Annotated in this window: 22 protein-coding genes and 1 pseudogene; 12 read left to right on the top strand and 11 right to left on the bottom strand. The window is 75.3% G+C overall.

Annotated features, from left to right (window positions below):
- Positions 1–32 precede the first annotated feature (32 nt).
- The 3 genes from FH609_RS16100 to FH609_RS16090 all read left to right on the top strand — a co-directional run bounded on the left by FH609_RS16100 (position 33) and on the right by FH609_RS16090 (position 3,117).
- On the top strand, positions 33–1,577 hold the full coding sequence (locus FH609_RS16100; RefSeq protein WP_226961714.1) for a S1C family serine protease: 1,545 nt from the start codon (positions 33–35) through the stop codon (positions 1,575–1,577).
- Between the two features lie 158 nt (positions 1,578–1,735).
- The gene (locus FH609_RS16095; protein ID WP_139668137.1) at positions 1,736–2,305 is read left to right on the top strand and encodes a sec-independent translocase; all 570 of its coding nucleotides are present in this window, start codon (positions 1,736–1,738) and stop codon (positions 2,303–2,305) included.
- Positions 2,306–2,436: 131 nt separating this feature from the next.
- On the top strand, positions 2,437–3,117 hold the full coding sequence (locus FH609_RS16090) for a hypothetical protein (protein ID WP_139668135.1): 681 nt from the start codon (positions 2,437–2,439) through the stop codon (positions 3,115–3,117).
- A gap of 43 nt (positions 3,118–3,160) precedes the next feature.
- Here FH609_RS16090 and FH609_RS16085 read toward each other — a convergent pair whose 3' ends face one another.
- Positions 3,161–4,336 carry an Mrp/NBP35 family ATP-binding protein gene (locus FH609_RS16085; protein ID WP_139668133.1) on the bottom strand — a complete coding sequence of 392 codons (1,176 nt, stop codon included), beginning with the start codon at positions 4,334–4,336 and terminating at the stop codon, positions 3,161–3,163.
- Between the two features lie 114 nt (positions 4,337–4,450).
- On the opposite strand from FH609_RS16085, the gene FH609_RS16080 reads away from it, so the two are divergent.
- The gene (locus tag FH609_RS16080; protein WP_226961713.1) at positions 4,451–5,212 is read left to right on the top strand and encodes a hypothetical protein; all 762 of its coding nucleotides are present in this window, start codon (positions 4,451–4,453) and stop codon (positions 5,210–5,212) included.
- A gap of 28 nt (positions 5,213–5,240) precedes the next feature.
- On the opposite strand, the gene FH609_RS16075 is transcribed toward FH609_RS16080, so the two are convergent.
- Both FH609_RS16075 and FH609_RS16070 read right to left on the bottom strand, forming a co-directional pair.
- Positions 5,241–5,792, bottom strand: a complete 552-nt coding sequence (locus FH609_RS16075) for a hypothetical protein (protein ID WP_139668131.1) — start codon at positions 5,790–5,792, stop codon at positions 5,241–5,243.
- 732 nt (positions 5,793–6,524) lie between these two features.
- A complete protein-coding gene (locus FH609_RS16070) occupies positions 6,525–7,283 on the bottom strand; it encodes a ferritin-like fold-containing protein (RefSeq protein WP_139668129.1) in 759 nt (252 codons plus the stop codon).
- A 313-nt stretch (positions 7,284–7,596) separates the two neighbouring features.
- On the opposite strand from FH609_RS16070, the pseudogene FH609_RS16065 reads away from it, so the two are divergent.
- Positions 7,597–9,334, top strand: a pseudogene (locus tag FH609_RS16065) (DEAD/DEAH box helicase).
- Positions 9,335–9,376: 42 nt separating this feature from the next.
- Here the strand turns inward: FH609_RS16065 and FH609_RS16060 are convergent.
- On the bottom strand, positions 9,377–11,191 hold the full coding sequence (locus FH609_RS16060; protein WP_139668521.1) for a bifunctional metallophosphatase/5'-nucleotidase: 1,815 nt from the start codon (positions 11,189–11,191) through the stop codon (positions 9,377–9,379).
- Positions 11,192–11,406: 215 nt separating this feature from the next.
- Between FH609_RS16060 and FH609_RS16055 the strand changes: the two genes are divergently transcribed.
- Entirely contained in the window at positions 11,407–12,252 is an 846-nt protein-coding gene (locus tag FH609_RS16055; protein WP_139668124.1) for an alpha/beta fold hydrolase, read from the top strand.
- 1,086 nt (positions 12,253–13,338) lie between these two features.
- Here FH609_RS16055 and FH609_RS16050 read toward each other — a convergent pair.
- The 7 genes from FH609_RS16050 to FH609_RS16020 all read right to left on the bottom strand — a co-directional run bounded on the left by FH609_RS16050 (position 13,339) and on the right by FH609_RS16020 (position 17,968).
- Positions 13,339–14,181: a PHP domain-containing protein gene (locus tag FH609_RS16050; RefSeq protein WP_139668122.1), complete on the bottom strand. Its 843-nt coding sequence runs from the start codon at positions 14,179–14,181 to the stop codon at positions 13,339–13,341.
- Between the two features lie 58 nt (positions 14,182–14,239).
- On the bottom strand, positions 14,240–14,878 hold the full coding sequence (locus FH609_RS16045; protein WP_139668120.1) for a DUF6758 family protein: 639 nt from the start codon (positions 14,876–14,878) through the stop codon (positions 14,240–14,242).
- A gap of 43 nt (positions 14,879–14,921) precedes the next feature.
- Positions 14,922–15,530: a suppressor of fused domain protein gene (locus FH609_RS16040; RefSeq protein WP_139668118.1), complete on the bottom strand. Its 609-nt coding sequence runs from the start codon at positions 15,528–15,530 to the stop codon at positions 14,922–14,924.
- Between the two features lie 8 nt (positions 15,531–15,538).
- The gene (locus tag FH609_RS16035) at positions 15,539–16,507 is read right to left on the bottom strand and encodes a DMT family transporter (protein ID WP_139668116.1); all 969 of its coding nucleotides are present in this window, start codon (positions 16,505–16,507) and stop codon (positions 15,539–15,541) included.
- Positions 16,508–16,594: 87 nt separating this feature from the next.
- A complete protein-coding gene (locus tag FH609_RS16030) occupies positions 16,595–16,822 on the bottom strand; it encodes a DUF3107 domain-containing protein (RefSeq protein WP_139668114.1) in 228 nt (75 codons plus the stop codon).
- 139 nt (positions 16,823–16,961) lie between these two features.
- Positions 16,962–17,588 (bottom strand): TetR/AcrR family transcriptional regulator, encoded by a 627-nt coding sequence (locus FH609_RS16025; RefSeq protein WP_122399308.1) that lies wholly within the window; start codon positions 17,586–17,588, stop codon positions 16,962–16,964.
- A gap of 131 nt (positions 17,589–17,719) precedes the next feature.
- Positions 17,720–17,968 carry a hypothetical protein gene (locus FH609_RS16020; protein WP_139668112.1) on the bottom strand — a complete coding sequence of 83 codons (249 nt, stop codon included), beginning with the start codon at positions 17,966–17,968 and terminating at the stop codon, positions 17,720–17,722.
- A 204-nt stretch (positions 17,969–18,172) separates the two neighbouring features.
- On the opposite strand from FH609_RS16020, the gene FH609_RS16015 reads away from it, so the two are divergent.
- The 6 genes from FH609_RS16015 (at position 18,173) to moeZ (ending at position 25,631) form a co-directional block, all read left to right on the top strand.
- Positions 18,173–19,132: an alpha/beta fold hydrolase gene (locus FH609_RS16015; protein WP_139668111.1), complete on the top strand. Its 960-nt coding sequence runs from the start codon at positions 18,173–18,175 to the stop codon at positions 19,130–19,132.
- 9 nt (positions 19,133–19,141) lie between these two features.
- A complete protein-coding gene (locus FH609_RS16010; RefSeq protein ID WP_139668108.1) occupies positions 19,142–20,266 on the top strand; it encodes a DUF3152 domain-containing protein in 1,125 nt (374 codons plus the stop codon).
- Positions 20,267–20,442: 176 nt separating this feature from the next.
- The gene (locus FH609_RS16005; protein ID WP_139668106.1) at positions 20,443–22,032 is read left to right on the top strand and encodes a DUF3492 domain-containing protein; all 1,590 of its coding nucleotides are present in this window, start codon (positions 20,443–20,445) and stop codon (positions 22,030–22,032) included.
- Positions 22,029–23,249 (top strand): hypothetical protein, encoded by a 1,221-nt coding sequence (locus FH609_RS16000; protein WP_139668104.1) that lies wholly within the window; start codon positions 22,029–22,031, stop codon positions 23,247–23,249. The genes FH609_RS16005 and FH609_RS16000 overlap by 4 nt, the downstream gene beginning before the upstream one ends.
- Positions 23,250–23,313: 64 nt before the next feature.
- On the top strand, positions 23,314–24,264 hold the full coding sequence (locus FH609_RS15995; protein WP_139668102.1) for an NAD-dependent epimerase/dehydratase family protein: 951 nt from the start codon (positions 23,314–23,316) through the stop codon (positions 24,262–24,264).
- Between the two features lie 188 nt (positions 24,265–24,452).
- Positions 24,453–25,631, top strand: coding sequence for an adenylyltransferase/sulfurtransferase MoeZ (gene moeZ, locus FH609_RS15990; RefSeq protein ID WP_139668100.1), 1,179 nt, complete (start codon positions 24,453–24,455; stop codon positions 25,629–25,631).
- Positions 25,632–25,801 lie beyond the last annotated feature (170 nt).

Below are 25,801 nucleotides of genomic sequence, written 5' to 3'. Positions count from 1 at the left end.
AGGATGGCGCGGACACGATGGGGACGGCTGCCATGGACAAGGGCAACGGCGTCGAGCGGCGGAGCACGGCCCCCGACGGCCTGACCTCCCCGGAGGACCCGGCCGAGGGCGGCGCCGGGTTTCGCGCGGCCGAGTCGGCGCCTCGGCCGGCCGGGGCCGCGGAGCCCGTCTCCGCCAGCGAGGACCCGTACAGCACGCCGCCCTACGGCCAGCCGGGGCCCTGGGCCCCGGCGCCCCCGGTGCAGCGCCCCGACCCCACGCCACCGGCGGGCACCCACGTGCCCCCGGCCGACGGCGGCAGCCTCGGCGGCGCGGGCGTCCCGCTGGCGCCGGCCCAGCCGCAACCGCAGCCGGAGCCGGAGCCGGCGATCGCCCCGCACCGCTACAACCCCTGGGCCACGCCGCACGCCTCGCCCCCGGCGCCGGCGGCGGTGGCCTACCCGTCGTCCCCCTCCCCGGTCTCGCCCCTGCCCTCGCCCTCTGCGCCGCGGCCCGCCCCGCGCCGGGGCGCCAGGCTGGTGGCCGGCGCGGCGCTGATCGCCCTGCTGGCCGGCGTGATCGGCGGCATGGTCGGCGTGTGGCTGGAGCGCGAGGGCGCGTTCAGCGAGGTGCGGCTGCCCCAGACCTCCGCCGGCTCCTCGGCCGCCTCCAGCGGCAGCATCGCCGGCATCGCCAGCGCGCTGCTGCCCGGCGTCGTCACGCTGCACGCGGGCGGCGGCCAGTCCGGCACCGGCTTCGTCCTCGACGAGCGCGGCCACATCCTCACCAACGCCCATGTGGTCAGCGGCCCGGGCGCGGGCGCCGTCGAGGTCACGTTCAGTACCGGCGACACGGTGCGCGGCGAGGTGGTCGGCCAGCACGCCGGCTACGACCTCGCCGTGGTGCGGGTCTCCGGCGTCGCCGGGCTGACCCCGCTGGAGCTGGGCGACTCCGACGCGGTGCGGGTCGGGGACCCGGTGGTCGCCATCGGCTCCCCGTTCGGCCTGGCCGGCACGGTCACCTCCGGCATCATCAGCGCCACCGAGCGCCCGATCACCGCCGGCGGCGAGCAGGCCGACGGCTCCGACATCAGCTATGTGAACGCGCTCCAGACCGACGCCCCGATCAACCCGGGGAACTCCGGCGGCCCGCTGGCCGACGCCCAGGGCCGGGTGATCGGCGTCAACAGCGTGATCCGCTCCGTGGACAACGGCGGCGCCGAGGCGGGCAGCGTGGGGCTCGGCTTCGCGATCCCGATCAACCAGGCCAAGGACGTCGCCGAGCAGCTGATCAATACGGGCCGCGCCACCCACCCGGTGATAGGGGTCAGCCTGGACACCCGGTTCACCGGGGACGGCGCCCGGGTCGGCAGCTCCACCGACGAGCCGGCGGTGGTGCCCGGCGGCCCGGCGGACGAGGCCGGGGTGCGGGACGGCGACGTGATCACCGGCGTCGACGGCGAACGGGTCGCCGACTCCGACGAGTTGATCATCAGAATCCGCAGCCACCGGCCCGGCGACGAGCTGGCGCTGACGATCGAGCGGGACGGCCGGGAGCTGTCCCTCGACGTGGTGCTCGGCGAGGCCGCGGCCGAATGACCCCGCCGACGGCCCGGATGACCCCGCCGACGGCCCGGGCGGCGGGCGAGCCGGCCCGTCACCCGCGTTTTACCCGTTGCTGGCCTCGGTGGTCTCCCGTCCCCCGGGGAGGCCGGGGTACCGTGGCCGTCTACTCGTTTGCGTGAGGGAGCTGCCAGGTGTTCTTCGATATAGGGTCCCTAGAGTTCATCACGCTGATCGTCCTGGCCATCATGGTCTTCGGGCCGGAGAAGCTCCCCAGGATGATCCGCGAGGTGGCGCAGTTCATCCGCAAGGTCAGGGAGTTCTCCGACAACGCCAAGCAGGACATCCGCTCGGAGCTGGGACCCGACTTCAAGGACTTCGAGTTCGAGGACCTCAACCCGAAGAACTTCGCCAGGAAGCACCTGCTCGACAACGAGGACCTCGGCCTGCGCGAGCTGGCCAAGGACCTCGACGTGCGCAAGGAGCTGACCGAGGTCACCGACGCGGTCAACGGCCGGACGAGTACGAACAGGCCCGCGCGGAACAAGCCGGGCGGCGCCGCCAGGACCAGCCTCGCCAAGCAGCGCACCGGCTTCACGGAGCCGGCGGCCGCCGGCTCCGTGAAGCTCGGCAAGGACGGCGACGCCGGCTCCGTCACGCTGGCGAAGGACGGCGAGACCGCCTCCTCGGCGCCGGCGGGCGAGCGTTCCGCCCCGGCCACATCGGCCGCCGAGGCGACGCCGTTCGACGCCGACGCCACCTGAGTGGATTCGGCCCCTTCGGGGCATATGCCGACCTTTGGTTCCCGGGGGCGCCCGACACGGCGGAGCCGGGTGGCTATCCTCCTCATGTCCGGGGTGTGCCCAGGACGAGGGCAATGAGGAGGCGTCGGCACATGGAGACGACGAGTCGAGCGGAGCCGCACGACGCGACAGGCGACGATCCCGGCAGGGGGGAGGTCCGGGGCGTCCCGGGCGCCCGGCCGGTGATCGAGGGGTATCTCGCGGCTGACTTCCCCTGGTACGGGCTGGACGACGCGTTCACCGGCCCGCGCTGGCTGACCCAGGTGGGCACCGGGGCGGACGGCTCCGTCGAGCACGGCGCCACCGGCCACGGCCAGGAGCCCACGCTCCGCGCCGAACTCGGCCACGAGGACCAGCGGTTCACCACGGTGGTCACCGTCGCCGAGCGGCCGGTGCGGCGCAGCCCCGACGGCACCGGCCTGCTGGAGGCCACCTCGCCGGCCTCCGCCGCCTGGCTGGCCGGCTCGGGGCTGCTGGCGTGCACCTGGCCCGCCCAGATGGAACGGGCGCTGCGCCAGGACTGGCTGGAGCAACAGACCAACATCGCCTGGGAGTTGGCGGACGACCTCGGCGGCAGCGGCTGGAGCGCGCTCTCGCTGCCGGTGGACGGGGTGCCCACCCCGTTCCACTACCGGGAGTCGGAGTACGGCTGGGTCCTCGCCGGGGCGGCGCCCCACGGGGTCCACATCGGGGCCTACGGGCGCGGCATGAGCGCCTACGGCCTCGGGTTCGCCGTCATCAAGGACATCGAGAGCTACTCGGTGCGCGGCTGAGCGCCGCGCACCCCAACAGCCGCCGCAGCGCCCCGCGAGGCCGTCAGAACTTGCCGCGCGGGGTGATCCCCAGGGACATCCCGGCCAGCCCGCGCTGCCGGGACCCCAGTGAGGCGGCGATCGACCGCAGCGCCGACCCGGCGGGCGAGGCCGGATCGGAGAGCACCACCGGCCGCCCGTCGTCGCCGCCCTCGCGGAGCCGCACGTCGATCGGGATGCTGCCGAGCACCGGCACCTTGGCGCCCGTCGTCCTGGTCAGCCCCTCGGCGACCCGCTCGCCGCCGCCGGTGCCGAAGACGTCCACCAGCTCGCCGCAGTGCGGGCAGGGCAGGCCCGCCATGTTCTCCACCACGCCGACGATCTTCTGGTGGGTCTGCACCGCGATGGAGCCGGCCCGCTCCGCGACCTCGGCCGCCGCCTGCTGCGGCGTGGTGACCACCAGGATCTCGGCGCCCGGCACCAGCTGGGCCACCGAGATGGCGATGTCGCCGGTGCCGGGCGGCAGGTCGAGCAGCAGCACGTCCAGGTCGCCCCAGTAGACGTCGGCGAGGAACTGCTGGAGCGCCCGGTGCAGCATCGGGCCGCGCCAGACCACGGGCGCGTTGCCCGGCGTGAACATCCCGATGGAGATCACCTTCACGCCCTGCGCGGTGGGCGGCATGATCATGTTCTCCACCTGGGTGGGCTTGGCGTCGGTCCCCAGCATCCTGGGCACCGAGTGGCCGTAGATGTCCGCGTCCACCACGCCGACCTTGAGCCCGTCGGCCGCCATCGCCGCCGCCAGGTTCACCGTGACCGAGGACTTCCCCACGCCGCCCTTGCCGGAGGCGACCGCGTAGACCCGGGTCAACGAGCCGGGCTGGGCGAACGGCACCTCGCGCTCGGCCTGGCCGCCGCGCAGCGTGGTGGCCAGCTCCTTGCGCTGCTCGTCGCTCATCACGTCCAGCTCGACGGCCACCTCGCGCACCCCGGGCACGGCGCCGACCGCGTTCCGCACGTCCGAGGTGATGTTCTCCCGCATCGGACAGCCCTGGATCGTCAGATAGATCCCGACGGTGACCCGTCCGTCCGCCTCGACGGCGATCGACTTGACCATGCCGAGGTCGGTGATCGGGCGGTGGATCTCCGGGTCGTTCACCCGCCGCAGCGCGGCCCGCACGTCGTCCTCGGTGGGCAGGGTGCCGGTGGCGCCGGTCGCTGGGGGAATGTCGGTAGCCATGACCCCGATGGTACGGCGCGAGCGCTCCGCATCGGGACTGCCCCTTTCCCGGCCTCGTCGGCTTGCCGGTACGCTGCCGCCAGCCAGCGGCCCACCGGGAGAGAGGCACTCACCGTGACAGCTCGTGTCCCCGCTCCGCACACCGGCTGGCGCCGGCGCGCGGCGGTCGTGGTCTCCGGTCTGACGCTGTGGTTCGGCACGGTCGCCTGCGGCTCGGACGAGCCGGCCGTCGAGACCAACGGGGTCGAGGAGCTGGCGCCCGAGGACATGGAGGAACGCGCCCGCACCGCCGCCGCCGAAGCCGCCACCGTCCGGCTGTCGGGCACCGTGGTGGCGGAGGGCAGCTCCTACCGGCTGGACATGCGGATCGGTCCCGACGGCGGGGTCGGCGAGGTCTCGGCCGAGGGCACCACCTTCGAACTGCTGCGGGTCGGTGAGCAGATGTATGTGAAGGCCGACGCCGCGTTCTGGGAGACCGAGGGCATCCCCGAGGAGCTGGAGAGTGACCCCACGCAGAAGCTCGACGGCAAGTACGTGCTGGTCGCGCCCGACGACCCGGCCTACGCGGAGCTGAGCGGCTTCACCGAGAAGAACGCGCTGCTGGAGGCGCTGCTGGTGCTGGAGGGGGAGCGCAGCACGGGCGAGCGGAGCGAGGTCGACGGGGTGGCGACCATCCAGCTCGACGCGGCGGAGGGCGCCGGCGGCACCATGGACATCTCGCTGGAGGGCACGCCCTACCCGCTGCGGCTGCACCGGGGCGGCGACGCGGGTGACCTCCGACTGACCGACTGGGACCAGGACTTCAGCCTGCACGCGCCGCCCGATGAGGAGATCGTCGACTACGGCGACGCGATGCTGCCCGACGAGTCGGAGTGACGAGCCGGGTGCGCGTGCGGTCGGCCGTTCAGCGGCGGCGGCCCGTGCGGCCTCGGCGGCGCCGGGTGGGCAGCCCGCTGGGCGTGGCCACCCGGGTGCTGGCCGGGGTGGGCAGCGGGGCGGCCGCGCCGTCCCCGTCGGGCATGGCGCCGGGCCGCTGAAGCGGCTCGCCCACCGGGCTCAGCCGCAGCACCCGGCACTCGGCGGCCCACCGCTCGGCGAGGCGCGCGGTGTCGGGCGCGTTCAGCCGCTTGCCGGCCAACTCGGCGACGGCCGGGCCCCAGGCCGGGTCCTCGCGGTCGGGCTCGGCGACCTCGGCCGCCCAGACAACGAGGCGCCCGCCCTTGTCCTTGCTGCGGCAGCTCACGGTGGCCCGCGCGCCGGGCGTCAACCCCAGCCCGTCGAGGGGCTGTTCGCCGGGTCCGCCGACCAGCCAGACGGCGCCCTCGTGCCAGACGTGCCACAGCGCGCGGGGCGGCCCCTCGGGGCCACGCACCCAGACCAGCGCGGACTTCCGCGCCGCCTCCTCGACCAGGGCCCGGTCGAACCCGTCCCGCCCCACCGCCGTCGCACTCGCCATGCCGGCGAGCCTAGCGGCGCGGCCGGGCGCGCTGCCAGGCCGCGGCGCCCTGCCCGGGCCGGGGCGCCGGAGGTGGGGCCGGCCCGGCTCCGCCGGCGGGAACGTGGCCCGGCCGAGGCCCGGGCAGCCGGGCGCGGGGGGCGGGCGCGGCTTCAGGGAACCTGCCGGCCGGGCGTGCGGGATTGGTCCTTCGACCCTGCACCGTGGCGGGCCCCAAGGGCCTGGTTGTCGCGGAACGGACTGTCGCGGAGCGGGCGGAGCGACTGAACCGGCTCGGCCCAGCCTCATGTGAACGGGTTGGCCGGGCCTGGCCCGGCCAATTCGGCTGGCCGAGGCCGCGACCGCTGCGGTTGGCCCGACGACACCGGCGCCCCTCACGCGGCCGGCTCCCAGCCGAGCACGCCCCGGACCGCCTGCGCGCGGCTGCGCGAGCCCGCCCGCGCGGTGGGCTCAGCTGCCGGCTCGGGCACGGCCGCACGCGTTGTCGGCCTCGGGCCCGTTGTTCGGGCCCGGCCGCTGTCGCGCTTGGCGGGCCCGGTGCGGTGGCCTTCGGCCGCAGTCGCCCATGCGGCAGCGCCGAGCCCAGCCCGGGCCTCACCCGCCGGCTCAGGGATGACCGACGCCCCGGGCGTTCACCGTTGGCATGGCGCCACCGGCTCCGTACCGGGGTGCAGCTGCCCGCCGCGCGCAGCGCGGCGGCTTTCCGCTCCCCGCGCGGCCAGCGCCCCGCGCTCAGGCCGACAGGCCCAGCGCGGCCATCCGCTTCGTGTGGGCCTCCGTGATGCGCGAGAACATGCGGCCGATCTCGGCCAGGTCGAAGCCGTCGGCGACGCCGCCGACCAGCATCGTGGAGAGCGCGTCGCGGTCGGCGACGACCCGTTGGGCCTGGGAGAGCGCCTCGCCCATCAGGCGGCGGGCCCACAGCGCGAGCCGGCCGCCGACCCGGGGCTCGGCCTCGATCGCGGCGCGGACCTTCTCCACGGCGAAGGTCGCGTGCCCGGTGTCGTCGAGCACCCGCAGCACCAGGCCCCGGGTGTCGGAGTCGAGGCGGGAGGCCACCTCGCGGTAGAAGTCGGCCGCGATGGCGTCGCCCACATACGCCTTGACCAGGCCCTCCAGCCAGTCGGACGGCGCGGTCAGCCGGTGGAACTCGTCGAGCGGTGCCGCGAACGGCGCCATCGCGTCCGTCGGGTCCTCGTCGATCTGCCGCAGCCGCTCGGTGAGTTGCTCGAAGTGGTGGAACTCGGCCGACGCCATCCGGGCCAGCGCCGCCTTGTCGGGAATGCCGGGCGCCAGCTTGGCGTCCTCGGCCAGCCGCTCGAAGGCCGCCAGCTCCCCGTAGGCCAGCGCGCCCAGCAGGTCCACCACGGCGGCGCGGTAGCGCGGGTCACGCGACGCCTCGGCCCAGTCGCTCGCGGCGACCCCGGTGAGCGCCGCCTCGGCGGTCGGTTCGGCGGCGGCTTCCTCGGCTGGGTTCTGCGGCGTCTCCATGGACAGGCAGGATAGTCCCAGGGCAGGCCGCCCACGCTCCCTCGGCCGCGACCGGCCTCCCCGGCCTGGCAGCCGGAACGCGCCCTGACACTTGTGCGGCGTTCCGGGGTACAGTGCTAAGGAGACTCGCCCGGGTGTGGCGGGTCCTGATTCCCAAGCTGGAGTCTCCTGGGCCCGGGAAAGCCGGCGCCCCAGGGGCCCTGCGGATGTCCGGTCGGAGCCCCGATCGGCTCCGAACGTGACCAGCCCTCACCCGGTTCGTGCTCCCCGCACGGGCCGCGATCCGAGGGACCCGCTCGCGCGGTGCGTGCGCTTGAGCGAGACGACCGGGTCCCGCGCCGGCCGGCCGGCCCCGCAAGGGCCGCCAGGAGGCGGCGCGGTCCACAGACCCGCCTCGCCGCCGTGTGCCGCGTCACACAGAAGAGGCAACCACCCTGTCCGCTACCACCACATTCCGAGATCTCGGGATTCTGCCCGAGACCGCCGAGGCCCTGGAGGCCGTCGGCATCACCACCCCGTTCCCCATCCAGGAGATGACGCTCCCCGTCGCGCTCGCCGGAGCCGACGTCATCGGGCAGGCGAAGACCGGCACGGGCAAGACCCTCGGCTTCGGGCTGCCGCTGCTGGAGGCCGTCACCGTCCCGGCCGACGTCGAGGCGGGCCGGGCCACCCCGGAGCAGCTGACCGACGCGCCCCAGGCGCTGGTCGTCGTCCCCACCCGTGAGCTGTGCCAGCAGGTGACCAACGACCTGCTGACCGCCGGCAAGGCGCGCAACGTCCGGGTGCTGTCCATCTACGGCGGCCGCGCCTACGAGCCGCAGGTCGAGGCGTTGACCAAGGGCGTCGACGTCGTCGTCGGCACCCCGGGCCGGCTGCTGGACCTGGCCGGCCAGCGGAAGCTGCGCCTGACCGAGATCCGCTGCCTGGTGCTGGACGAGGCCGACGAGATGCTCGACCTCGGCTTCCTGCCGGACGTCGAGAAGATCATCGAGCGGCTGCCGGCCAAGCGGCAGACCATGCTCTTCTCCGCCACCATGCCCGGGCAGGTCATCGGGCTGGCCCGGCGCTACATGAACCAGCCCACGCACATCCGTGCCACCGCCCCCGACGACGAGGGCGCCACGGTCGCGAACACCGCCCAGCACGTCTACCGGGCCCACTCGATGGACAAGCCGGAGATGGTGGCGCGCATCCTCCAGGCGGAGGGCCGTGGCCTGGTCATGGTCTTCTGCCGTACCAAGCGCACCGCAGCGGACGTGGCCGAGCAGCTGACCCGCCGGGGCTTCGCCGCCGCCGCCGTCCACGGCGACCTGGGCCAGGGCGCCCGCGAGCAGGCGTTGCGCGCGTTCCGCAACGGCAAGGTCGACGTGCTGGTCTGCACCGACGTGGCCGCCCGTGGCATCGACGTGGACGGCGTCACGCACGTGATCAACTACCAGACGCCCGAGGACGAGAAGACCTATCTGCACCGGATCGGCCGCACCGGCCGGGCGGGCGCGGCGGGCATCGCCGTCACGCTGGTGGACTGGGACGACATCCCGCGCTGGCAGCTGATCAACAAGGCGCTGGGGCTGGCGTTCCCCGACCCCCCGGAGACCTACTCGACCTCGCCGCACCTCTTCGCCGAGATGCGCATCCCCGAGGGCACCAGGGGCACCCTGCCGCGCGCCGAGCGCACCAGGGCCGGCCTGGACGCGGAGGAGGTCGAGGACCTCGGCGGGCCGCAGGCCCGGCGGGGTGGGCGGCGCGGCGGGCCAGCGAAGCCCGCCGCCGAGGAGCCGAAGCGCGCCCCCCGGCCCAAGCGGCAGCGCCGCAGGACCAGGGCCGGCGAGCCGCTCGCCGGGGAGGCGGCGCCGGAGACGGCGCAGGCCGCGCCGGAGAAGGCCACCGCCGAGGGCGCGAAGGCCCCGGCCGAGGGCGCGAACGCCGGCGAGGGCGCCGCGCCGCGCACCCCGCGCCGGCGCAGGCGCCGCACCCGGGGCGGCAGCGCCGCCACCGGCTCGTCCCAGGCTCCCGAGACCCCTCAGGCGTCTGCGGAGCCCCGGGAGTAACGTTCACCGCCGCCGTCAGGGCGCGCCCGTGCCGCTGGACCTTCAGAAGACGGGCTCGCCCTCGCGGGTCAACCGCCAGTCCGGGGAGGCGAAGACCGAAGGGTCGATCTCCCCGCTGGCCCGGACCCAGGCGATGAGGGTGTTGCGGATCTCCTCCGAGTCCGCCCACAGCTGCTCGGCCTCCGGCACGCCGGGGAAGTTCCCGCCGCCCGAGGCCCGGTAGTTGTTCACCGCCAGCACCAGCTCGGCGTCGTCGGCCAACGGCTCCCCGCCCAGGCGCAGTTCGGCGATCCGGGAGCCGGCGGGCGCCGCAATGTCGATGTCGTAGGTCACCCCGCTGACGACGTCGTAGTTGTAGTCGGGGATGCCGTCCGCGTTGGTCAACGCCGCCGGGTCGACGGGCTCCCCCGGCGCCGTGCGGACGAAGTACCGCGCCGAGAACTCCAGGTACTCCCGCAGCTGGGCGCCCGTGACCAGCCGCGCCTCCAGGGTGTTCTCGAAGACGTAGAGGCCCGCCACGTCCCTGATGGTGACCTCGCCCGCCGGGATGGCCGCCGTCCGCGAGAAGCACGCGGCCTGCGAGAGCACCGGCAGCTCCGCGTACTCCGTGCCGGCCAGCGCCGCGCGCACCGTCTCGGCCTGCACATGGTTGACGAAGTCGATGACCGGGGTGTCCCGCCACGGCGACTCGGCCGCGCTCATGGCCTCGGTCGCGGTGCCGATCACCTGGTTCACATAGGCGACGACCCGCTCGTGCTGCTCGGCCAACAGCCCGGTGATCTCCGGGTCCTCGGGGACCGTGTTGCTGTTGAGCACCCGCGAGGACACCTCCTCGACCCGCCAGTGCCCGCGCCGGCGGGTGAGCGCGATGTCGAAGACCGTCAGCCGCTGGCCCCACTTCAGCGGCTCGGCCAGCACCACCTCGCGGCCGGTCGCCTCGTTGACCACCCGGCGTTCGGCGATCTCCTCGTGCGCGTGGCCCACCAGGATCGCGTCGATGCCGGGCACCCGCTCGGCGACCAGCGTGGCCGCGTTCTCCACGTGCGGCAGCTGCTCGCCGTAGGAGGACTCGCCGCTGGTGCCCGAGTGCGCGGAGACGATCACCACGTCGGCGCCCATCGACCGCAGCCTCGGCACCCAGCGCTCGGCCTGCTCGACCAGGCCGGGGAAGACCATCCTGCCCTCGACGTGGGCCCGGTCCCAGATCGCGATCCCCGGGTTGGTCAGGCCCAGCACGGCCACCTTCACGTCCGGCCCGTGCGGCACGCGGACCCGCGTCATCCAGTACGGGCGGAACGCGGGCCGCTCGGTGGCGGCGTCCAGCGCGTTGGCCGCCAGCAGCGGGAAGTCGCACTGCCGCTCGAAGGCGCGCAGCAGCGGAATGCCGTAGTTGAACTCGTGGTTGCCGAGCGCCGCCGCGTCGTAGCCGATGGCGTTCATGGCCAGCGCCATGGGGTGAACGGGGCCCCGCGCACCGGTGATCGGGTCGATCCTGGCGTAGTAGTAGGCGAGTTGGGTGCCCTGGATGGTGTCGCCGGCGTCGAGCAGCAGCGTGCGCTCCGGGCCGCGCTCGGCGCGCAGCCGTTTGACCAGGGTGGAGATCTTGGCGAGCCCGACGTCGTTGCCGTCCGCGTCGGTGTACTCGGCGTCGGTGAAGTAGTCCCAGTTGTGCACGTGGCCGTGCAGGTCGGTGGTGCCCAGCACGGTGAGGTCGAAGCGGCGGCCGCCGGCGGTGTCGCCCTCGGGGGCGTGCGGCGTGGCGGAGGCGGTCGCCGCCGGGGCCAGCCCGCCGGCGAGGGCGAGCCCGGCCCCGGTGGCGGCGGTGCGGCCCACGAAGGTTCTGCGGTCAAGGGACATCGGGGACATCGGGCTGGCTCCTCGGTTCACGTTCGCGTGCGGGTTCACTTGTCCGTTCACATCCGCGTTCACATCCGTAACGCGCGTAGATTCTGGCGTGGTTGGCCGACGGGCGACAGCCCCTCGGCGTTACCCGTGGGTGACGGTCGGATCTCCTCGGCCGCGCCCGGGCCCGTCCCGCGCGGGCGCGGGAGGGCGGCGGATAGTGTGCCCGGATGAGCAGACCGCCGTTTCTGGTGCCGCCCGCCGGGGTGCGGGCCCACCTGCTGGCCACCCGACGGGGCGAGTTCGCGGTGCTGGACAGCGCGCCGGCCGGGCCGCCGGCCGGAACCGTGCTGCTGGTGCCCGGGTTCACCGGCAGCAAGGAGGACTTCATCGCGCTGCTGGAGCCGCTGGCCGCCGCCGGGTACCGCGCGGTGGCGGTGGACGGGCGCGGCCAACACGAGACGCCAGGCGAACGGGCGCGCGGCGGGTACACGTTGGGGGCCCTGGCCGAGGACGTGTTGGCGTTGGCCGAAGCGCTCCGGGCCGGCCCCGTGCACCTGTTGGGGCACTCGCTGGGCGGGCTGATCGGCAGGGGCGCGGTGCTGCGGGCCGCCGCCGAAGGGCGGACGCCGTTCCGCTCGTTGACCCTGCTGGCCTCCGGCCCGGGACGCGTCGCGCGCGGGCAACGCTGGCGGGCGCGGGCGCTGGTGGCCGGGCTGCCGACGCTGGGGCAGCGCCGGCTGTGGTGGGTGCTCCAGCCGAAGGCCGAGACCACCGAACTGTGGAACTTCCTGCGCGGCCGCTGGCTCGCCAACGCCCCGCAGCAACTCCGCGCCACCGGGCGGGTGTTGTGCTACGAACCGGACCGGGTCGACGCGCTCGCCGCGACCGGGGTGCCCGTCCACGTCATCTCGGGCGAACACGACGCGGCCTGGCCGGTGCCCGAACTCGACGCGATGGCCGAACGGTTGAACGCCCACCGCACGGTGATCAAGGGCGCGGACCACAGCCCCAACGCGGAACGCCCGACCGAGACGGCGGAGGCGCTGGTCGCGTTCTGGAACGCGCCGCGCTGAGCGCTGCCGCACGGCTTTCGGGGACATGGTCCCGCCGGTGGTGGGTGCCCGCCTGCCGGCGGGGGCTTGGCCCTGGGCGGCGCTTGGCGCTCCGGCCGGGGTGCTTGCCTGCGGTGGTGCTTCGCCTTTGGCGGGGTTGGTGTGTGGCGGGGGGTTTGTCTGCTGGTGGGGGCTTGCCTTGGGCGGTGGTTGGCCTTTCGGGGGGCTTGCCTCCGGCGGTGGTTGGCGACGGTGGGTCCGCCTTCGGCGGTGCTTGGGCCTCCGGTGGAGTTCGTGTGCGGCGGTGGTTGGCCTGCTGGCGGGGGTTCGCCTGCCGGCGGGGGCACTTGCCCGCGATGGGGCTTGCCCCTGGGCGGTACTTGGAGCCTCCGGCGGGGACCGCCTGCGGCGGGTTTGCCTGCCGGCGCCGGTGAATCGGCCCTGGGCGGGGGTGCTTGGCCCCTGCGGGGTTCGCCTGCCGGCGCGGGTGCTTGGCTTTTCGGGGGGTTTTCTCCGGCGGTGGTTGGCGACGGTGGGTCCGCCTTCGGTGGCGCTTGGGCCTCCGGCGGGGTTCGTGTGCGGCGCTGCTTGAACTCCCGGCGCTGCTTGATCTCCCGGTAGGGGTGCTGGCTGCTGTGGTGCTTCGTTGGTCGCGGTCGGGCGGTGCGGGGGCTTGGGGGTTGCCGGGCCGGGCTTTGCCTCCGGCGGGTTGGGCGCGGGGTGGCGGTTTCCCGCAGGTCCGGTTCTCGGTGGGCTCGGTCCTTGCCCAAGATCCCGAACTCCCCGGCACGTATCAACAGCGTGCGGGATAGCCCGACGCGCAGGCCGGCGAAGCCGGTGCGCGCCTCGTGCGCACCCACCGGCCGGTCGGCCCCCGACAACGCCGCCGTCTCCGCCCATCGGAGGGCTTGGACCGCTGCCCCCGATCTCGTTCGGCGAGGAACCCAACCGTCCGGAAGACCATCGCCTCAACCACACCGTAGGGTCCCGTCGTTCACCCACGACCGGTCGGGCCGACGCCCGCCGCCCACCGGGGCGCACCCGAAGGCCCCCGCGCTCGGGGCCCGCAGGGCCCCGGCGCCCCGCCGGCCCCAGCCGAGGCCCCGCTCAGCCGCGCAGCACCTCGGCCCCCGTCGCCCGCCCCACCAGCTCCGCGAACGCGTCCGGCGTCGTCGTGTTGAGCCCGAGCGGACACGGCTTGCGCGTCCCGTGGTAGTCGCTGGAGCCGGTGGTCAGCATCCCCAGGTCGGCGGCCAGGCCACGCAGCCGGTCCCGGGTTGCCGGGTCGTGGTCGTAGTGGTCGACCTCCACGCCGTCGAGCCCCGCCTCGGCCAGCCGGACGATCGCGCTCTCCGGCACGCACCGCCCCCGCTTGACGGCCAGCGGGTGCGCGAACACCGCGACCCCGCCCGCCCGGTGGATCAGCCGCACCGCCTCGAACGCGTCCAGCTCGTGCTTGCCGACGTGCGCCCGCCCGCCGTCGCCGATCCACTCGGCGGTGAACGCGGCGGACACGTCGTCGATCACGCCCGCCTCCACCATCGCGGCCGCGATGTGCGGCCGGCCCACCGAGCCGGCGGCCAGCTCGCGGACGCGTTCCCAGGTGACGGGCACGCCCAGCTCGTTGAGGCGGCGCACGATGCCCTGCGCGCGCGGTACGCGGTCGTCGCGCAACAGCTCGCGTTCCCGGGCCAGTTCGGGCTCGTCGGAGTCGAAGAGATAGCCGAGCATGTGCAGGCTGATCCCGTCCAGCCGGCAGGACAGCTCGGCGCCCGGCACCAGCGTGAGCCCGGCGGGCAGCGCGGCGGCGGCCTCGGCGTGGCCGGCGACCGTGTCGTGGTCGGTCAACGCCACGACGTCGAGCCCGGCGTCGGCGGCGTTCCGCACCAGCTCGGCGGGGGAGTCCGTGCCGTCGGACGCGGTGGAGTGGGCGTGCAGGTCGATGCGCACGCCGCCCAGCGTACCCGCGCGCCGGCTCACTCCAGCAGGCGCGGCGCCAGCGCCCCGCTCACTCCAGCAGGCGCGGGGAGAGCGCCCCGCACGGCACCAGGGCCAGTTCGGAGTCGGCCTCCCGGAGGTCCGCCAGGACCAGCTCCTCGTAGAGCATCAGCCCGGAGCGTTCGGGCCAGACCACCGCCCAGAGCCAGATGCCGAGCGCCTCGCCGGCGAAGACCGCGCGGTCGGCGGGCGCGCCGCCCACCAGCCAGAGCGGCGTCGGCCGCCCGGCGGCGACGACCTTCACCTCGGGGGTCCTGTCGACCCGCAGCCTCGGGCCCGGGTCGGGCCCGGTCAGGCCGGCGTACCGCGCGCCGAGGCCGACGCCCAACTCCTCGGCCACGAACAGCATTTCGCCGGGACCGCCGAGCGGTCCAGGACCCGAGCACGCCAGCACCGTGGCCCGCCCGCCGCTGGCCTCGTCGCCCGCGCTGGTCACCCCGGTGAACAGCCAGCCGACCGGCAGCGGCCAGGGCATCCAGACCGGGACCCGGGTGCGGTTGACCACGGCGGTCAGCGCGCTGGCGCTCGGCGGCACCACGGGTTGCAGCGGGTGGACCGCGCCATGCGTCGAGCACTGCCAGGAGTCGGCGAAGAGACCGGGTGCCCGCACCTGGCCGCCGCACCTCGGGCAACTCGGTTCACCCCTCATGGGCACCTACAGTCGCGCCGCCTTGAGCCGGCGTCAAGCTTGTTCACCCGTCGAGGGAAACCGCCGAACGGGTGGGGTCGTTGAGGTCGGTGCCTCGGGCCGCCCACCGTTCCCTGAGCACCGCCGCGCCGCGCGCCCGCTTCCAGGCGGCCTCGGCCGGCGTCATCGGCAGCAGCGGCAGGAACCGCACCGGCGACAGCGGCTCGGGCAGCGCCAGGTCGGGCACCGGTGCGCCGCCCTCGCCGACCAGCACCGAACGGAACGGCGCCCCGGGCCACAGCGGCTCGCCCAGCTCCAGCGAGCCGCCGGGCGCCACGACCACGCCCTCGACCTGGGGCGTGGCCGCGAACGTCGCCAGCGCCCGCAGCGCCTGGTCCGTCGGCGCCGCGCCGGCGCGCAGGGTCAGCAACAGCTCGGCGCGCGGCCCCCGTTCGGGGTCGGCCAGGGCCGCCGTCGGGTCCGCCATCGGCGCCGCCGCCATGCCGAGCGTGGCGTAGCGCACCAGCCCCGCCTCGGGCGCGAGGAAGCGCAGCACCTCGATCCGCTCGGTGCCGAGGAACGTGACGGCGGCCCGCGCGTCGGGCTCGCCAAGGGTCGCCGTCAGCCGCTCGGCCACCAGGTCGAGCACGGGAACGGAACGGGCAGCGTGCATGGCGGTGTTCACTCCACGGCAGGCGAAGGGGGCGGCGGGGTCGGGGTACGTTCGGCGCGGATGACCAGGGCCAGGCCGGCGAGGATCACCAGCAGCGCCGGGTAGGCGGCGGCCGGCGGCAGCTGGCCGAGCCAGACGGCGGCGATCAGTGCCGCGCCCGGCGTCTCCAGCAGGATCGCGGTCGAGGTGACCGAGGGGCCCAGGCCCCGCACCACCCGGTTCAGCAGCGAGTGGCCCAACAGCTGGGAGACCAGCGTCAACAGCAGCAGCTTCAGCCAGGTCCCGCCGGCGTAGCCGCCCAGCGCCGCGCCGCCCAGCAGCGCGGCGGGCAGCAGCAGCAGCGCGGCCGAGGCGTAGCAGAGGAACGTGTAGCCGGTGGTGCTGGTGGTGCGCCGGACCTCGGCGCCGATCAGCACATAGACCGCGCCGGCCAGGCCGCCGCCCAGCGCCAGCGCGTCCCCGGCCAGCGCGCGCGGCGAGACCGCCAGGTCGACGCCGGTCAGCAGCAGCACCCCGGCGAACGACAGCAGCGTGCCCCACCACACCAGCGCGGGCGGCCGGCGGCCCAGCAGCCGCAGCAGCACCGTGGTCCACACGGGCGTGGTCGTGACCAGCGCGACCGAGGAGGCCACGGAGGTGAGGCCCAGGCTGGGCAGCCAGAGCCCGAAGTGCGCGGCGAGCGCGGCGCCGGCGGCCAGCGACAGCAGCAGCGTGCGGCGGTGCAGCCCGGCCAGCTCCCGGCGCAGCGGGGCGCGCAGCAGCACGGCCGGCAGCAGCGAGACGACGGCGAGGGCGTTCCGCCAGAACGCGACGGCCAGCGCGGGCGCGGCGACCGTCGCGACCAGCGGCCCGGAGAGCGAGATCCCGGCGACGGCCACCGCCAGCAGCAGCCCGTCCAGGGTGTGCGGCGAGCGCGCGGCCAACGACGCCGGCCGCGCCGGCGACGCGACCCGCCGCGCGGCGTTGAGCTGCGTCATTCCTCCAGGGTAGGCGGCCGGAGAAACGACAGCGGCGGCGGCCGGGACCCTTCAGGTCCGGCCGCCGCCGTGAGCTGTCCTCGGCCGTCAGGCGGGGGTGAAGCCGACCCGTCGCGGGGTCTGCCGGCCGATCTCCACATAGGCCAGCCGGTCACCCGGAATGACGACCTTGCGGCCCTGAATGTCGACCAGGGTGAGCAGCTTGCCGTTGCCGGAGAGCGCGTCCGCGATGGCGGTCTCCACCTCCTCGGCAGACTGTCCGCTGTCAAGAACGATCTCGCGCGGCGTGTGCTGTACGCCGATCTTGATCTCCACGGCTTGTCCCTCCGCTGGTCATCCACGTGCGCGATGGTCCGCGCCGCTCTGCACGCACAGGTTAACCGCGCCGGCATCGGGCCCGTCGCCGATCGGCCACGCCCTCAGCGAACAGGCCTGGGTGCCCGGCCCGGGACGGTCAGTGCTGGATCGGGAAGCCGGCGATGCCGCGCCAGGCCAGCGAGGCGATCAGGCCGTGCGCGACCTCGCGCGGCACCTTCTGCCCGGTGCTCAGCCAGTGCCGCGCGGTGACCTGCGCCATCCCGCACAGGCTGACCGCCAGCAGCATCGACTGCTCGGGCGGCAGGTCGGTGTCCTCGGCGATCACGGCGCTGACCAACTCGGCGCAGTCGTAGGAGACCTGGTCCACGCGCTCCCGCACGGTGGGCTCGTTGGTCAGGTCCGACTCGAAGACCAGCCGGAACGCGCCGCCCTCGTGCTCGACGAACGCGAAGTAGGCGTCCATGGTGGCGGCGACCCGCAGCTTGTTGTCGCTGGTCGAGGCGAGCGCCTGGCGCACGGCGGCTAGCAGGGCCTCGCAGTGCTGGTCGAGCAGGGCCAGATACAGCTCCAGCTTGCCGGGGAAGTGCTGGTAGAGCACCGGCTTGCTCACGCCGGCGCGCTCCGCGATGTCGTCCATGGCCGCCGCGTGGTAGCCCTGGGCGACGAAGACCTCCTGGGCCGCGCCCAGCAGCTGGTTCCGCCGCGCCCGGCGCGGCAGGCGGGTGCCGCGAGGCCGGGCCTCGGTCTGCTCAGTGGCTGTCACGCCGCCTCCCGGACTGCTTTCGGTGCGCGCTGGGCGCCGTTCGTGTGGTTCTCCGTGCTGTCATCGTACGGTCGAGTCGTCGCTGAGCGTGCATCGTGTGGGCAGGATTTCACTCTGTGGACAAGCCCGGCTCAGCGGTACTCCTCGTCCCCCGGGTCCACCACACGGGCCTGTTCGGCGGCGTCCGCCGGGTCGATCTCGACCCCGCGCTCGGTCAGCGGGGAGTCCCGCAGCCGCAGCAGTTCGAGACGCTGCTCGGCCGCGTCCTCGCGGGGCGTCTCCTCCGACAGCTCCTCCGCGAAGGCGTCCTCGTCCTGCGTCTCCTCCAGGAACTCGGACAGGGACTCGGGTTCGACGCGCGGATCGGTGGGCTCTGTCATCGTCTGTCACCTCCGGAACGGCCGACGGGTGAACCGCCAGCCTAGGCGCGGCGCGGCCGAGGGGCGAACGGGACGGCGGGCGGACGCCCCTCCGGCGCCCGGCCGGCGGCCCGGCGAGGGCCCGCCGACCGCTCAACGGGCGGCTCAACAACCGCTCAACACCGGGGGGCGTCAGGGGGTTCGCGGGCTCGTACTATGGCCCCCATGCCATCCACCGAAGAGCGACGCGTCGAGGCCGCTCTCGCCGCAGCCGAGGGCTGGCCCGGGGTGCGCGAGGGGGAGACCATCAGGACGGTGACGCGTCCCGGGCTGACGCTCGCCGTGCGCCGCCGCGCCGCCACCGCCGACGACCTCGAACCGGCGCTCTTCGTGCACGGCCTGGGCGGCTCCTCGCGCAACTGGTCGTCCCTGATGGAGCTGTTGGCCGGCGACGTCGAGTGCGAGGCGCTCGACCTGCCGGGCTTCGGCGCCTCCCCGCCGCCCGCCAGCGGCGACTACTCGATCCCCGGCCATGCCCGCGCCGTGCTGCGCGAGCTGGAGGCGTCCGGCCGCGGCCCCGTCCACCTCTTCGGCAACTCGCTGGGCGGCGCTGTGGTCACCCGGGTCGCGGCGCTGCGGCCCGACCTGGTGCGCAGCCTCACCCTGGTCTCGCCGGCGCTGCCCGAGCTGCCGCCGCAGCGCACGGCGCTGCCCACCGCGCTGCTCGGCGGGCCCGGCATGAGCCGGCTGTTGCGCCGGCTGACGCGCGCCTCGTCGCCGGAGCAGCGCGCGCGTGATGTGCTGTCGCTGTGCTACGGAGACCCATCCCGGATCACCCCGGAGGAGTTCTCGGCCGCGAAGGCCGAGTTGGAACGTCGGCAGTCGCTCCCGTACTTCTGGGACTCGCTCACCCGTTCCGCCAGGGGCCTGGTCAACGCCTACACGCTCGGCGGCCAGCAGTCGCTGTGGCGGCAGGCCGAACGGGTCATGGTGCCCACGCTGTTGGTGTACGGCGTGCGGGACCGGCTGGTCTCCTACCGGGTGGCGCGGCGGGCCTGCCGGGCGTTCGGCGCCTCGCGCCTGGTGGTGCTGCCCGACGCGGGGCACGTGGCGATGATGGAGTACCCGGACCTGGTGGCCGACGCGTTCCGCGAGTTCCGCGCCGGCGCCGCCTGGGAGGGCTGAGGGCACCGGATGGAACGCCGTGACGCCCCCGCCGTGGCGCCCGACCGGCCACGCGGCCGGCCCGCGCCGGGCGGGCAGCAGGTCCCGCACGGGCCCCGCCAGGAGTATCTGGACGCCTTCGACCGCGCCGAGCCGCTGGGCACGCCGGCCGGGGGCGCCCGTTCCGCCGAGGGCCCTTCCGGGGCGAGCACCCGCGCGGCCCGTCGCCGGGCCGGGTCGGTGAGCGCGCCGGAGCCGGGGGAGGGCGGCGGCGGTCGCGCGGAGCGCCGGGAGCGGCAGCGCAGGGAGGGGCGCGAGAGCTGGGGGCGTTCGCTGGTGGGGGTGACGGCGCTGGCGCTGGTCACCGTCCTGGTGGTGCTGGTCGCCGGGCAGCTGGCCCGTCCCGACCGCGACGCCGACGCGACGACGACGGCGGACGAGGGCGAACGGTTCGCCCTCGACCCCGACCAGGGCAGCGACGCCAGGCCGGCGCCCTCCGACGAGGCGGAGGACGGGGCCGAGCCCGAGCCGGAGCCCGAACCCGAGCCCTCCTACGACGAGTTGCTGGCCACCACCTTCCCGCTGGACCCCGACCTCACCGGCTCGGGCGAGCTGGTGCCGGTGCCCGGCACCGAGCCGGCCGCCGACCCGGACGCCACCATGGTGCTGCGCTACCGGGTGGACGTGGAGGAGGGCCTCGGCATCGACCCCGCGTTCTTCGCCGAGGCGGTGCACCGCACGCTCAGCGACGAACGCAGCTGGGGCAACGCGGGGGAGCGCGGCTTCGCCCGGGTCTCCGACGGCGACTACGACTTCGTGGTGACCCTGGCCAGCCCCGGCACCACCGCCGACTGGTGCGCCCGCTCGGGCCTCGACACCACGGAGGACAACGTCTCCTGCAACTCCTCCAGCACCGACCGGGTGATGATCAACGCCTGGCGGTTCGCGCAGGGTTCGGAGACCTACGGCGACGACATCGCCGACTACCGCAGGATGCTGGTCAACCACGAGGTGGGGCACCGGCTCGGCTACGGGCACGCGGTCTGCCCCGGCGAGGGCGCGCTGGCGCCCGTGATGATGCAGCAGACCAAGTTCCTGACCATCGACGGCGTCACCTGCCGCGCCAACCCCTGGCCGCACCCGGACAACGGCTGACCCGCCGGCGCCGTGCCCGCCGCAGGCGAACGACCGGGCGGCGGCGAGGTCACGATTATTCACCCCTTCCGGTGGCGTGGCGGACAACCGTCCGGCGAGCCTTGCCCTCGCGGACATAGCGTCTCCTCGCTGAGTCCACACGGCCCGTCCCGACGACGGAGTGAGGGGGTGCACCGGTGCGCGTCGCACTGCTCACCGAGGGTGGTTATCCGTATGCCCAGGGCGAGTTGGTCGCCTGGTGCGAGCGCCTGGTGCGCGCGTTGCCCTGGCACGACTTCGAGGTGCGGGCGCTCTCCCGGGGCCGGGCGCAGGCCAGGGGCCCGCGCCGCCCGCTGCCCCCGCAGGTCCGGCTGGTGCGCACGGCGCCGCTGTGGGGGCCGCCGCCCGGCGGGCGCCCCTCGCGGCCAGCGGCGCGCGGCTTTGCCGAGGCGTTCGAGGAGTTAACGGCCGGGCTCAGCGGCGAAGCGGGGGCCGCCGGCGGCGTGGCGGACCGTTTCGCCAGGGGCCTCTACGCGCTCGCCGACCTCGCCGCAGGGCACGGCGGGCTCGCCCGCTGGCTCGCCTCCGACGCGTCCATCGCGGTGCTGGAGGCGGCCTGCCGCCGCCCCGGGGCGCCGCGCGCCGCCGTCGGCGCGAGCGTCGCCGACCTGCTGACCGTGGCCGAGCGCCTGGAACGCGCGCTGCGCCCGCTCTCCCTCGACTGGTACGCCGAGCGGCCGGCCGACCCGGGCCTCGGCACCGTCGACGTCTGCCACGCCGTCGGCGGCGGCCCGGCCGCGCTGCCCGGGCTGCTGGCCCGGCACTTCCACGGCACGCCGCTGCTGGTCACCGAGTTCCGGGTGCGGCTGCGCGAGCACCACCTCGCGGCGCTGGCCGGCGCCGTCGGCCACGCGGTGCCGCCCTCGGCGGCCAGGGCGCCGGTGCGGGCGCTGCTCGCCGCGTTCCAACTCGGCCTGGCCCGCGCCGTCTACGCCGCCGCCGCGCTGATCACCCCGGGCGACGCGCGGGCCGGCCGCTGGCAGCGGCGCTGCGGCGCCGACCCGGCGCGGCAGCGGCCGGTCTGGCCGGGCGTGCCGGCGGGCGAGCTGGCGGCGGTGGCGGAACGCACCGCGCCCTCGCCCCACCCGCTGCTGGTCACCGCAGGGCCGGTGGACGAACGGGCCGACGCCGACGGGCGGTTGCGGGCCATGGCGCGGGTCCGCGCCGCCGAGCCGGCGGCCCGGCTGCTGGTGCTCGGCGGGCCGCCGCCCGAGCCGGGCGCGGTGCCCGGCGTCCGCTGGTGCCCGCCGGGCGCGGTGGCGCACCGGGCGGCGCCCGACGCGGCCGCGCGCGCCGCCGGCTGGGCCGCCGGCACGCTCGCGGTGCTGGCCGACGCATCGGACGGCTTTCCCACCGCGCTGGTCGAGGCGATGTGCTGCGGCCGGGCGGTGGTCGCGGTCGGCGGCGGCTCGACGGCCGAAGTGCTGGGCGAGGCCGGGGTGTTGGTGGAGCCGGGGGACCCAGCCGCGCTGGCCGACGCCTGCCTGGCGCTGCTGCGCGACCCGGCCCGCAGGGCCAGGCTCGGCGCGGCCGCCCGCGCCAGGGCCACGACCCGCTTCAGCGTCGAGCACGGCATCGCCACCGTGGACGCCTGCTACGCCGAGCTGGCCGGCCCGGCGGCCGCCAGGCCGCTGCCGCGCCGGGCGCGCGGGCGGGCCGGCGCCCGTCCGAGCCAGGCCGCCGGCCGAAGGCCGGACGCGCTGGCGAGCGCGGAGGAGCGGTCGTGAGCCGCCCGGCCGACCCGGTGCGGTCGCTGCTGGCCGAGCACGGGGAGCTGTGCCGGCGGGCGGTCGACCCGCTGGAGATCGCCGCCGGCCTTGAGGCCGGCGGGGTCGACGAGGCGACCGTGGCCCGCTGCCGGCACCGCGACCTGTTCTCGCTCGCCGAGGAGCTGCACGCCAGGGCGCCCCGAACGCCCGCCGATGCGCCGCCCGTTGACCCCGTGCGCGCCGTCGGTTCCACCCGCGGGTCCCGGCTCCGGCCGGCGCTGCCGCTGCTGCCCGGCGCGGTCTGCGCCGGCGGGCTGTGGCTGGCGCACCGGCTGCCGCCGGAGGCGGCGACCGGCCGGGCCGCGCTCGGCGTCGCCTGCGCGGTGTTGACGCTGCTGGCCGTTCTCGTGGTGTTGGCCAGGCGCTCGCCGCCCGGCGCCGCCGGGCTGCTGGCGCTGCCGCCCGTCGGCTTCGCGCTGGTCGGCGACGCCGCGCTGGGCGAGCTGCTGGTCGGCCCGCAGGCCGACACCGGCTCGCCGGCCGGCGCCGCGCTGCTGCTGGCGCTGTCGGTCGCGCCGATCGCCTGGTGCGGGGACGCCTTCACCGGCCGGGCCCTGGCGCTGCTCAGGGCGCCCAGGCTGCGGGAGTTCACCGCCGCCGCCCGCGCGCTGCTGCTGCGGACCTGCCTGCTGCTGACGCTTGGCCTGGCCGCGCCGGCGGCGCTGCTGTGGCTGGCGCGGCCGCCGTGGGCGCCGCTGGGCGGCGAGGGCGCGCTCGCCACGGCGGCGCTCGCCTGGCCGCTTGGCCTGGCCGCGCTGCTGGTCAGGCACGGCCAGCGGGCGTTGGCGGCCGGCGGCCTGGCGCTGGTCGGCGGCGTCGAGCTGACGGCGCTGGCGCTGGCGAGCGCCGGCTGGCTGCCGGGCTGCGGCGCGCTGGCCGAGCCGGTGGCGGCGCTGGTGGCGGCGCGCGGCGTGGCGGCCGTGCCGCTGCTGGCCTGCGCGGCCGGCGGCTGCTGGCTGCTGGTGGGCGCGGCCGTGGCGCTGCCCCGGGCCAGCGCGCACCGCCCCGTTCCGCCCCGCCCGGTCAGTCTCCATGCCCCGCACGACCGTTGGGACCACGGGACCGGCGCCCGTCCGGCACGGTCCCGCGCCCATCCCTCAGCCAACTCTCCAGCGCGGGCCACCGCCCCGGCCGTGGCCGCACCGTTCACATGCGAGGAGCACGACACGCGATGACCGCACCACCCCCCACCGCAGCCACGACCGGAGCCGGTCACCGGGAGCACCGGAGGTCTCGCCGATGAGAGTGCTGTTGCTGGGCGCCAACGGATACCTCGGCCGGTTCGTGGCCGACCGGCTGCTGGCCGACCCCGCCGTGCAGCTGACCGCGCTGGGGCGCGGCGACGACGCCGACGTGCGCTTCGACCTGTCCACCGGCAGCCCGGGCGCGTTGACCCGCTTCCTGGACGCGGTGCACCCGGGCGTGGTGATCAACTGCGCCGGCGCCATCCGGGGCACCGCCAGCGAGCTGGCCCGCCACAACACCGTGGCCACCGCGACGCTCTGCGAGTCGCTGCGGCGCAGCGGCTGCCGGGCGCGGCTGGTGCAGATCGGCTGCGCCGCCGAGTACGGGCCGTCGCAGCACGGCTCGTCCATCGCCGAGGACGCGGTGGCCCGCCCCGGCGGCCCCTACGGGGTGAGCAAGCTGGCGGCGACGGAGCTGGTGCTGGGCTCAGGACTGGACGCGATCGTGCTGCGGGTCTTCTCGCCCACCGGGCCCGGCACCCCGGCCGGCTCCCCGCTGGGGCGGCTGGCGGACTCGCTGCGCCGGGCCATGCAACACGGCGACAGCGAGCTGAAGTTGGGCGGGCTCGGCGTGCAGCGCGACTTCGTCGACGTGCGGGACGTGGCCCGCGCGGTGCACGCGGCGACGCTCTCGGCGGCGCAGGGCGTGGTCAACATCGGCACCGGGCACGCCGTTCGGCTGCGCGAGGCGGCCGCAGCGCTGGCGCGGATCTCCGGGTTCGGCGGCACCCTGCTGGAGCTGGAGGGCCCGCCGCCGCTGCCCCGGCAGGCGACCGGCGGCGAGCTGCCCGGCGGGCCGCCGCAGGCCGCGCCGTATCCGGACGGCTGCGGCGCCTGGCAGCAGGCCGACGTGCGCACCGCGCGGGACCGGCTGGGCTGGCGGGCCAGGATCGGCTTCGAGGAGTCGCTGGCCGACATCTGGATGGAGGCCGCCTGCCGGATGTGACCGCCCGCCCGCGCCCGGCCTCGGTCGCGGGGCCGGGCGCGCGAGGCGAGGGAACGGGCCGGGCGGTGCGAGGGAACGGGCCGGGCGGGACGAGCCGTCTCGCGGGCTGGGACCGGAGTCTTGGAATGAGACCGTTCGTGGCAGTGTTGAAGGCAGCACGACTGTCCCTATCACCCTACGGAGTCCCCGTGTCGCTGCCCCCGCTGGTAGAGCCGGCCGCCGAGCTGTCCGTCGATGAGGTCCGCAGGTACTCCCGCCACCTGATCATCCCGGACGTCGGCATGGCGGGCCAGAAGCGTCTGAAGAACGCCCGGGTGCTCTGTGTGGGCGCCGGCGGTCTCGGTTCCCCCGCGTTGATGTACCTGGCCGCCGCCGGCGTCGGCACGCTGGGGATCGTCGAGTTCGACGAGGTCGACGAGTCGAACCTGCAACGGCAGATCATCCACAGCCAGTCGGACATCGGCCGCTCCAAGGCCGAGTCGGCGCGGGACTCGGTGCTGGGGATCAACCCGTATGTGAAGGTCAACCTGCACCAGGAGCGGCTGGACTCCTCCAACGTGATGGAGATCTTCGCCGAGTACGACCTGATCGTGGACGGCACGGACAACTTCGCCACCCGCTACCTGGTCAACGACGCCTGCGTGCTGCTGAACAAGCCGTATGTCTGGGGCTCGATCTACCGCTTCGACGGGCAGGCGTCCGTCTTCTGGTCCGAGCACGGGCCGTGCTACCGCTGCCTCTACCCGGAGCCGCCGCCGCCCGGCATGGTGCCGTCCTGCGCCGAGGGCGGCGTGCTCGGGGTGCTCTGCGCCTCGATCGGCTCCATCCAGGTCAACGAGGCGATCAAGCTGCTGGCCGGCATCGGCGACCCGCTGGTCGGGCGGCTGATGATCTACGACGCCCTGGAGATGAACTACCGCCAAGTCAAGGTCCGCAAGGACCCGAACTGCGCGGTCTGCGGCGAGAACCCGACCGTCACCGAGCTGATCGACTACGAGGCGTTCTGCGGCGTGGTCTCCGACGAGGCGCAGGCCGCCGCGAAGGACTCCACCATCACGCCGGCGCAGCTCAAGGAGTGGATCGACGCCGACGAGAAGATCGACATCATCGACGTCCGGGAGCCCAACGAGTACGAGATCGTCTCGATCCCCGGCGCCCGGCTGGTCCCCAAGAACGAGTTCCTGATGGGCGACGCGCTCGGCGACCTGCCGCAGGACCGGCGGATCGTGCTGCACTGCAAGACCGGCGTCCGCTCGGCCGAGGTGCTGGCCGTGCTGAAGAACGCCGGCTTCGCCGACGCGGTGCACGTCGGCGGCGGCGTCATCGGCTGGGTCAACCAGATCGAGCCGGAGAAGCCCGTCTACTGACGAGTCGAACCGAGCGCTGACCGTTCGAGGCCCCGGCCGCCCCCTTGGGTTCTAACGGTCCTCGCAACACCCGCGATCTGTGGGAGTTGCGAGGACCGTGGCCGTTGGACGGGATGATCTTGCGGGGTTGAGGGAGCGTTTCCTTGCGCGGCTGGATGCCGTGGGGAACG

Source organism: Streptomyces sp. 3MP-14, from assembly GCF_006334905.2.
Taxonomy (GTDB): domain Bacteria; phylum Actinomycetota; class Actinomycetes; order Streptomycetales; family Streptomycetaceae; genus Streptomyces; species Streptomyces triticirhizae.
This window is presented reverse-complemented; position numbering and strand designations above follow the sequence as displayed.